This window comes from Nitrospira sp. BLG_2, assembly GCF_049222245.1.
Genome location: NZ_JBLYIG010000115.1, coordinates 1 through 9634 on the forward strand (window position 1 = coordinate 1; position 9634 = coordinate 9634).

Sequence of the window (9634 nt, forward strand, 5' to 3'; positions counted from 1 at the left end):
GCGACCACCGCGTTGCCGCTCTCAATGACCACCACCCCCGCCCCCTCGCTGTACACCCGGCTGTCGCCGCTCAGGTTAGAAATGGTGGGGGGCGTTTCACCGGCGAGCAGGCCGACCCAATTCGCCTGGACCCCGTCATCCACGGCTATTTGCGTCTCGATAGTCCCGATCTTCATCTCCAGTACCCAGTCGCCGCCCAATCCAGCAAAGCCGGTGGCGTCCGTGCTCGCGGCGACGTCGGCGCCGGTCAACTGACTCAGCAACGTGGCCATCTCTTGCCCATCCTGGCCTTCGGCAAAATCGCATCCATAAACAAGAATGTCCGCCTGATCCGACAAGGCCTCTCGGATCGTGGCCAGTTCGTCGGCATACTCGCCGGACATGGACTCGGTGGTGAGCGTGCCGGCACCCAGGTGCAACTCCCCCGAGCTACCATGCGAGATGAGGTGGATGGCATCTATGCCGCTGCGCCCAGCCAGCGACTCAGCAATCTGCTCAATCCCATCTCGCGTGGGATCGAGCATAATCACCTCTGCATTGGGACCAATCCCGGCTACCAGCATTTGACAATTCGGCACTGTGGGGTCAACGAAAACCACCTCGGTTGTGGACTCGGCCGGATTATAGGTCGCAATGGCTTGAAGAAGGTTTTGTGACTCCTTCTGCTCAGTGGTCTGATCATCGCCGGCAGCTTCGGTTGATACTGCGGCTTCAGCCTGCTCCTGCGCAGCCTGTTCAGTCTTTACTTCTGCCGCTGTAGCCGCAGCGGCAGCATCGAACATCAGCCGAGGCTCAAGCGAGAGGAGGGATTGTTTTGTCCTCGGCGTCTTGGGTGCCTTCCGAGGCGGCTCGACTTGCCTGTCAGTTGAGGCCGGTTTTGGTTTCTTGCGCAAGAACATATCGGCTGCTTTAGGTAATCGAGGCAATGCGTCAAGTCTTCATCGGATGGATGCTGTTCATGTTAAAGATCCAGGGAAGCTATGCAGGGTTTTGTCCAGCTATTGAAGTACAGTCCTGCACGATTGGGCGGTAACGGATACAAACCACACCATAAGATATAGACACTGATACCAGTGGCGTACTGGGTGGTGCACTGATTGAACCACCTGTACTCAAAAACGCATTTAAGAGCCGGTTCGGACAGCTCCACCAAGTCATGTGCAAAGGCCGGCTGGCGTGATTCAAGCGGATGCCTAGAATCCACTTTCCTTGATCAGCACCGCCATGATATGACCCCACGCTCGGTTCACCAAGCTGGATGGCTGTCCCTGGATTTGGACATGGCCGGTGACGGCTTGATCGGCATTCTGGATCGTCCCACGAAGGTTCAGTCGAACCCGATAGACTGAACCCTCTGACTTGAGTCGGCCCTTATCGTCTTTCCGCACCGCCATATCTCCCCCAAAAATTGATGCGAAGTAGGGTACGGATATATCTTTCTCATCGACTTGCGCGACCTCCGTCACCTGGGCTTCAACGGATGGTCTGGTTAGGTCTGCTGGGATGAAGCGAGCTGACTGCCCAACGTCGACATAAGCCAGCTCGTCGACGGGAACAAGGCTTTCGATCTCAGCATGGCCTGCATCGACGAGATGCGCAACGGGAAGCTTTTGATCGATCCATCTGCCAGGGATGAGAGAATCTGTACAATCACGTATCATCCCAGCCATGGGGGCCTTGAGAATCAGATTTTCCTGTTTGGATTCGAGTCCGGCCAATTCTGCCAATCCTGCCTCCAATGATTGGGCGATCACCTTCCGTTGCGCACGGTCCTGATCATGACCAGCTTGGCGACCAAGGCGATAATTCCACATCGCGACTTTTACTTCCGCGAGCCGCACTTCTTTCTCCAGCGAGGGATTCTCCAGTACCACGACCTGTTCGCCAGCCATGACCATTTGCCCATCACGGACTAACACCTCACTGATTCGCCCTGGCATCGGCGCGTAAATCGTGGCATAAGAGGCCGCCTCAAGAACCGCGGGAGCGGAGACGCTCCTTTGGAGCGGAATACACGCGAGCCAGATAAAGATGCCGAGAACGGCGCCCGTGCTCCAGACTCTCGATGAAGCCGTATAGAAAGCACGGTTGGTCCACCAGACGCTGATCTCACGAACGATGGGCATGACGATAAACCAGACGATCTCAATCAGAAATAGGATGATTCCCAATACTTTGAAGAAATATTGATAGACCATCACGGCAATGCCGGTGAAGAGAATCAGGCGATAGAGCCAAACCGCCCAGGCATAGGCGATGAGGGTCCGACGTAGAGCAGCTGAGGTTGCCTCCGGCTGCGAGGCAACGCATCCGAAGAGAAGCCCGCGCAGTTGCCATTGTCCGAATGCGAAGGCCCGATCCTGCAGGTTCGGAACTCCTAACCCATCTGCAAGCAGATAATAGCCGTCGAATCTCATGAACGGGTTTATATTCACTGCCAGGCTCATGATCACACTGGTCGTGGCCACGATGAAGGCGATACTCCGGGCTGTCCCATCCGGCAGAAACCCCCAGACAAACAACGCAATCGACGCGAGCCCTAACTCGGCGATCACTCCGCCTGCGGCAATCAAGAGACGTTTGCGCTTTGACGTCAGACGGTAGGAATCCGACACATCGGAATAAAGGACTGGCATCATAGCCAAGAAGGCGATGCCCATCGTGGGAACTCGACAGCCATATCTCGTGGCGGTATAAGCGTGTCCCAGTTCATGGACAATCTTTACTGCGCCTAAAGACAAACTATAGAGAATCGCCCCGCGCCAATTGAAAAAGTAGAGAAAGGTCGAGATAAAGGCGTCCCATTGGCGACCGACGAGGATCAATCCGATCAGCCCGACTATGCCGAACAGCCATCCGGCGACCGCCGTGTAGAACGGCGCGACGAACGGAAGCGTCGCCTTCAGAAAGTTGTGCGGGTGCGCCAGCGGAATTTTGATGAACAAATAGTGGTGGACGAGCCATGTCAGCCAATTCTGTTCACCGGCCTGAGCCTGGGCCTGATAATCTGTGTGCTTGCCGCCGGCAGACTGCTCCGTCAAATTGTTCGCGTAGAGAAACTTCACCAAGTCTTCCACATCCTCAACACTCGTCCGACAGGTCGTCTCACGCGCCATCACGGCATGGAGCTTCTCGATCGTTCCAGCATTCCAGTGTTTGATCATCTGATAGACGGTCCATTCGATCTGGAAATATCTGTTGCGGACAGGATCGACAACGGTCCAAGTCGGCACGCCATCGGGCGTCGGAGTGCCTCGATTGAATTGGAGATTCGTGCGAAGCGGTGGGAGCTTGCGTTCCTGCGGCTTGGTGCTCGATGTTCCACGGGTGAACATGCTACCAGCCCACCCATTGTCGAATCGCCGTCAATGGACGGCGCAGCAACAAATACGCGAGAGGTCCTTCCTTGCCATAGACCTTAGCCGTCCCTTGCCAACCGATGCGGACACGCGGATCCGGTCGTGCCAGCCTCGCCGTCACGCGGTATGCCAAGATGTCTCCAGGTAAAACCTCCGCATGGTAACTCGTATGGACCACGGATGCCGCTAACGACTCCAATGGAAGAGCGTTGAGAAAGACAACCGCCTCGGCTTCTTCTGTGAGGACGATGGCATCGGCCACCGGCAAGTCGATCCGCAGCTCAATTTGCTTTGGGTCCGCGATTTCCATGATGCGCTCACCGACGGTCACGGGCCGGCCGACCCAATCAGACTCATCTGAATACAGAAGCAACCCCTGTTTCGAGGCTCTGACTTCAACCTGGTCCAGCATCTCTTTCGCATAGTCGAGCTCGATCCGGCGGAGATCTGCTTCGACTTCCTTCAAGCGGACATCCCCTTTGCGTTGCGGATCGCTGAAACCGGCTTGAATAGCCTGACTATGCTCGGCTTGGGCGACCGCCAATTGCTTCTCCGCGACATGGAATTGATTACGCAGGTTGGTATCTTCATACCGGAACAATGAAGCGCCCGATCGCACCATTTGGTTCGGTTGCACCAGCACATCCGCGATGACCCCGTCCATGGGCGCGCTGACCACCACTGGATCTTTCGCCATGATTTTGACAGGCGCCACGGCGGACATCCGGATCGGTAAACAGAGCACGCCCAGCGCGGCTACCGGCAGAAGCCACCAGGCCGGTCTCTTGATCTTCCTGGACCAGCCCTGTTCTTTTTTTGACAGCGCTTTCCACGCATACGCATAACTGCTGGCCAGCCGATGGACGATCGCCACATCGTTTTCCTGCCAGGTGAAATCCCGCTCGAACCACCAAGCCCCGAGCACCGTCTCATCCGGATGTTGCAACGGACACCAAAAAACATGCCCCTTCACAAACTCCCGCCAGCCACAGCGAAGCGAATCGGGCAACAGATCCTCCGTGACAACCATCGGCTTTTCACTGGCCTTCCCAGCTCGACGCAGCGCCTGAACCGCCTGCTCAAGCCACACGATCATGGGCGCATCGCGATCGACGACAGCGATGCTTGATGCGTTGAGCATCCGATACGCATCCACCGAAAGGCCTGAAGGACCCAGCAGAAAAGCCTGGTCGTAGGGAATCAACCGTCTCGTTTCGTTGACGGAGAGAAACTGCAGCTCTTGGATTGTCTTGGCCGCACGGATTTGTCCTTCCAAATGCGTGAGAGTCGCCAGATGAATCAGGGTCGGAAGCTGTTGTGCTGTCGGTTCTGTAGTCGTTGCCATCTAGGGTTGTTCCGAAAACTGAGCGGATCCGCTCATGCCGGCCAAGATTTCCGGCGGCAACTTTTCGAAAGCCGCCGTCACTTTGATCGTCTGGCTCGCAGGATCAATCGATGCGCCGATTTCCCTGATCCTTGCCCGATAACTCCTTCGGGTTTCATCCACGACAAAGGTAAATGTCTCCTTGCGTCGGAGCCAAGACAGCGAAGAGGAGGGCAGCACGAGCTCGATCTCAAGGCTGCTGTCGTCAAGAAGACTGATCAATTTGTCGTTGGGAAATACGTTTTCATGCTCGTTGACCATGAGATTGGCCACACGACCGCCGAACGGAGCGACAATTCGGCATCCTTTTACGTTGACCTCGGCGACCCGAATAGCGGCAAATGCCTTCTTGGCTTCCGCCTCTGATGTTTCCAGGTCGAGTTCGCTCACGGCATTGAGTTTGCCGAGCTCGATGTTATTTTTATAGAGCTTGTCTTTCGCCTCATGCTCAGCGATGGCGACCGCTAATTCCGCACGATACTTGTCACAGTCGAGTTGAACCAGCGTGTGTCCCTTTTCGAAGCGCTGCCCTTCTTTGTACGGGAGTTGACTGATTCGGCCTTGAACCTGGGCATAGAGGATCGCCTGTGTCGACGCCCTTACGATTCCACGAGCAATGTTGGATTCCTGTCTGGTGACACGAATCGGTCGGTCTTCTTTGGACCTACCTGTTGCGGAAACACTCACCGCCATCATGAAAAGCAGCAGCACCATCACGCTACTGAGCCACCGGTATGGCATGGGCCTCCGATCTCCTTTCTACTTCCGACATCGCGAAACCACTCGATTCCCAATACTGCCTGATCGAATCGGCGAGTCGAGCCACGTCTTGTTCCCCCATGCTGACGGGAACCGCTTCCTCCCCGAGGGATGCCATCAAGGTAGCATAGGCAGTTTCCAGCCCTGATCGTGCAGCATCCAACCTCAAATCCGCCACAACATCGTTGACTTGTTCCTTAATCAACGTGAGGTCATTCGTCCTTTGCGTCAGCCACAAGTTTCTGGTGTGCTCTACAATCGCTGCCTGTGCCTGCTGATAATTCCAAGCGTCCTGATATTCCTCCTTGGCATAAACGAATTGAACGGCGCCGACGTGCACTTCCGTCAGAATGGACAAGCTCAACGCCAGGCTTTGGGCATCCAACATTTGTCCGTGCGCTTCGATCGCTTTGAGCTTGGCCGGCACACGAAATACCGACATCAGATTCCAACTCGCCTGGGCCGCATAGGAGAGCCAGTTCTGATAGAAGAGTAAACTGTTGCTGTTATAGTACCCACCGAATGAAACCTTGAGGCTGGGGAAGAGTTCCAAGAGTACGGCCTTTGCTTCCTTGGCATTAATTCGCTTCTTATAGTCAATGGCTCGCAGCTCCGGTCTGAGCAGTAATGCCTGCTCTTCCATCTTCTGACTGTCCAAATTGACCGCCGGCACTGAGGTCCCGCTCGGTGGCATGACCAGATTGAACGACATGCCAGGTGGCGCCCCCATCATAGAAGCCAGTTGTGCCTTGGCCGTACTGAATTCACGAAAGAGCCGTCGAACTTCCCGCTGTATACTGAGCAGGTCCCGTTGGTAGTTGAGGGGGGTCAGCGGAGCCTGAAGCTTTCGATCGGCGATTCGCTGCGCGCTATCCAGTGCCTTCGAAACCGATTCATTTATAAGCTGGATCCGGGGGAGCACCCGTTCCGCGCTCACGGCCCGCCAGTATGCACTTCGAACTTCCTGTACAAGCCGAACCGCGATACGCCGTTTTTCCTCCTCTGCAATCATCACGTTGTCGGCGGCTTGTTGAGCACGCACAAACGACAACCCGAAGTCCAGTACATCCCAACTCAAGGCGAGATTGCCGTACATGGCGTACTTATCCGATGAAGTGAATGGTTCAATGGCTGGACGTCCGGTGAGGATCGATTGCCCTACACCACCGCTGAAATTATTACGCCCATCGAAACCGGCATTGGCGGAGACTTGGGGAAGCAAGGAATAGTGCGCGACATTGAGCTGCTGATGAGCCAGTTGAATTTGTATTGTTTTTACCTTCGCATCTAAGTTGTACTTCAAGGCACGCGCGATGGCTTCGTAGAGATCGACTGGTCCCGTGAGAGGCTCTTCAATCGACGAAATGGCTTTAAAATCTTTCACCGCCCTAGCCTTCACATCTTCCGTGTTCAACGCGTGTGGTTTGACAAGACATCCGGTTAACGAGAGCAGAGCGATCGAAATAACGGCGGCCCCCAACGCTGGGCGAGGCGCCCAAAATTGGACATACCCAAAAGTCCTTAACCCTGCCATGCCGGACCTTAGCCTCCTAAAAAATACTCCGCTAACGCTATCGGCTGAGTTGAGTAAGAACTTGACTCAATGGAAGTGAACAGAGTCGAACTATGCTGAGCTATTGATGAACGGGTAACTGTGGGATGACCAGCATTTAGGGCAGGACTGTCGATCACTCGCCATGAGGATTACGCTGCCTGGAAGGTCCACATTGGCTTCCTCGGCCAGGACCCCTTCGTCCGAGTTACTTCCTCGGGGATCTATCTCACCTCTCAATCTGCGGCTATCTTTACTCCTTAACCAATACGCGGGAGTAAACGTCATTCGATTGGGCACGTGCGTACCGTACAATGTTCTGTTCTAGGAGGAAAGGAAATGGCCAGCATCTTGATCGTCGACGATGATGCACCGATCAGAGCCGCATTGCGCGACATCCTTGAAGAAGACGGTCATCAGATTCGTGAAGCCGCCAACGGCCACATCGGTCTCATGCTCTACCGTGAGGCACCGGCCGACCTCGTCATGACAGACGTACTGATTCCGAAACGCGATGGAATGGAAGTGACGCTCGCGCTGACGCAGGAATTTCTGGACGCCAGAGTCATTGCCATGACCGGAGCTGTCGGCGATCAAAATTTCCTGAACGTTGCCAAGCTATTCGGCGCACGACGTGTCATTCAGAAGCCGTTCACCTCAGAGGTCATTCGCCGAGTCGTGCGTTTCACGCTTGATCATTAACCAGACCGATAGAGACCGAACCGCCACACGTCTACTAAGTGGACGGAGCGCGTTACCTAGCTGGTCTTTGACTCTCTCGATAAATCTCCGGAACTACTCGCCCAGGTCGGCAACACCGACCCTGCAAGCATGCCGATTCCAGCCATTGCGAACCCGACCAGCTGCGGAGGCCAAATATCAGTCGGCTGGCTTACCAGCTCCAATGCCAACCAACTTGTAAGTCCGGCGACAATGGCACATAGCGCACCCTGTGTCGTCGCTCGCTTCCAGTAAATCCCTGCAAATAATGGGAAAAAAGCCGCCACCAGGGTTACCTTGTACGTGTTCACAACCAGTTTATAGATCGTCGCATCCGACCACAGCGCAAGAATCAATACTGCCGAGGCGAATCCCACCAAGACCACACGCATGAGGCGGAGAAATTCCGAATCATTCACGTGTGGAAACATCGGCCTGATGACGTTCTCGCTCAGCGCAACCGACGGCGCGAGCAGTGTTGCACTGGAGCAACTCATCACCGCGGAAAGAACCGCGCCGAAGAAAATGACTTGCGCCGCGATCGGAGTATACTGCAACACGAGGGTCGGCAAGACCAGCTGCGAATCCTGCTCCAGCAACGCCCCGAATTTGTCAGGATCAATCAAAATCGCGGCGTAGGCGAGAAACATCGGCACAAAACAGAACGCAAAATAGAGCGTGGCTCCCAGCAGTGAGCCGCGTACAGCTGTGGGTTCGTCCTTTGCCGACGTGATCCGTTGGAACACATCTTGTTGGGGGATAGAACCAAGCATCATGGTCATCCAAGCCCCGATGAATGACACCCAAGCCGCCATCGTGGCCGGTGGAAATAGGTCGAGTTTGCCGGCCTCGGCCGCATGATTGATCACCATACTCACGCCGCCCGCCAGATCGCCGACGATCGATGCAATATACAAAAGTCCCACCATGATCACGGAAATCTGGACAAAATCGAGAATCGCCACGGAGAACATGCCGCCAAACGTCGTATAAGTGAGAACAATGGCCGCGCCGATCACGATTCCGGCCGATTGGCTGACGCTTCCCTCCGTCACGACATTGAGCACCAAACCCAACACTTTGAATTGCGCCGCGCCCCAGCCAAGATATGAGGCGACAATGCAGAGCGTGCACAAAACCTCGACCGTACGGTTGTAGCGGTACCGATAGTAATCCCCCATCGTCAGCATATTGAGGCGATACAGGTGTGGAGTAAAAAAGAGCCCGGCGAGCATTAAACACATACTGGAGCCGAATGGATCGGCAATAACACCGCGAAGCCCCTCTTTAACGAAGGTAGCCGAGATGCCCAATACCGCTTCTGCACCGAACCATGTGGCAAAAACGGTGGCCACCACGACGGCTAACGGCAGGCTCCTGCCGGCAACGGCAAAGTCCTTGGAGTTCTGTACACGGGTCGCCGCGAAAAGTCCGATGCCTACGGAAAGGAGCAGATAGAGGATGACGAACCAGAAGACCACGCGCGCAGGATAAAGCGATCCTGGTTTGCAATCAATCGATATTCAAGAAACCTCCGGCCTAGAGACGACCGTTCGAACATGTCAGTTGATTCAAGAGGCAAAGGCAATCCGTTCATGACCGGTTTCACGGATAGGAGACGTAGGTGTGAGGCGAGGCCCTCCTCCGGCGGGATGATTCCCCCGTTCCAATCACCACCTTCCTCAACCACTAAAAAGTGGCATCCCAAGTATGATAGCTATCAGATAGTAAGATAATAAAAGGAAACCGAGCAGAATTGACCTTATAGTTATACGAGTGAAGTTCTAACCTAAAGACGACTTAGAACGCTCTGTATCGAGATGCTTCGAATACCAGTCGGCACCCCACGAGAAAAAGCTC

General features: G+C 54.9%; 7 protein-coding genes. 1 reads left to right on the forward strand and 6 read right to left on the reverse strand.

The features are described from left to right. The 5 genes from ACOSYY_RS03335 to ACOSYY_RS03355 all read right to left on the reverse strand — a co-directional run. Positions 1-893: DUF4347 domain-containing protein (locus ACOSYY_RS03335; protein ID WP_421660853.1), on the reverse strand; the 893-nt coding region annotated here is incomplete at its 3' end. Between the two features lie 300 nt (positions 894-1193). Continuing rightward, positions 1194-3335, reverse strand: coding sequence for a site-2 protease family protein (locus tag ACOSYY_RS03340; protein WP_421660854.1), 2142 nt, complete (start codon positions 3333-3335; stop codon positions 1194-1196). 1 nt (position 3336) lies between these two features. Then, positions 3337-4704: an efflux RND transporter periplasmic adaptor subunit gene (locus tag ACOSYY_RS03345; RefSeq protein WP_421660855.1), complete on the reverse strand. Its 1368-nt coding sequence runs from the start codon at positions 4702-4704 to the stop codon at positions 3337-3339. Beyond that, a complete protein-coding gene (locus ACOSYY_RS03350; RefSeq protein WP_421660856.1) occupies positions 4705-5484 on the reverse strand; it encodes an efflux RND transporter periplasmic adaptor subunit in 780 nt (259 codons plus the stop codon). Further along, on the reverse strand, positions 5462-7036 hold the full coding sequence (locus ACOSYY_RS03355; protein WP_421660857.1) for a TolC family protein: 1575 nt from the start codon (positions 7034-7036) through the stop codon (positions 5462-5464). The genes ACOSYY_RS03350 and ACOSYY_RS03355 overlap by 23 nt, the downstream gene beginning before the upstream one ends. Positions 7037-7393: 357 nt before the next feature. Here ACOSYY_RS03355 and ACOSYY_RS03360 point away from each other — a divergent pair, with 357 nt between their 5' ends. After that, on the forward strand, positions 7394-7756 hold the full coding sequence (locus ACOSYY_RS03360) for a response regulator (protein ID WP_421660858.1): 363 nt from the start codon (positions 7394-7396) through the stop codon (positions 7754-7756). 56 nt (positions 7757-7812) lie between these two features. Here ACOSYY_RS03360 and ACOSYY_RS03365 read toward each other — a convergent pair whose 3' ends face one another. After that, positions 7813-9255, reverse strand: a complete 1443-nt coding sequence (locus tag ACOSYY_RS03365) for a high affinity choline transporter 1 (RefSeq protein WP_421660859.1) — start codon at positions 9253-9255, stop codon at positions 7813-7815. Positions 9256-9634 lie beyond the last annotated feature (379 nt).

Excerpts from the sequence above, each read along its gene's own strand:
- ACOSYY_RS03340 (WP_421660854.1), bottom strand. The coding sequence starts at position 3,335 with ATGTTCACCCGTGGAACATCGAGCACCAAGCCGCAGGAACGCAAGCTC.
- ACOSYY_RS03345 (WP_421660855.1), bottom strand. The coding sequence starts at position 4,704 with ATGGCAACGACTACAGAACCGACAGCACAACAGCTTCCGACCCTGATT.
- ACOSYY_RS03350 (WP_421660856.1), bottom strand. The coding sequence starts at position 5,484 with ATGCCATACCGGTGGCTCAGTAGCGTGATGGTGCTGCTGCTTTTCATG.
- ACOSYY_RS03355 (WP_421660857.1), bottom strand. The coding sequence starts at position 7,036 with ATGGCAGGGTTAAGGACTTTTGGGTATGTCCAATTTTGGGCGCCTCGC.
- ACOSYY_RS03360 (WP_421660858.1), top strand. The coding sequence starts at position 7,394 with ATGGCCAGCATCTTGATCGTCGACGATGATGCACCGATCAGAGCCGCA.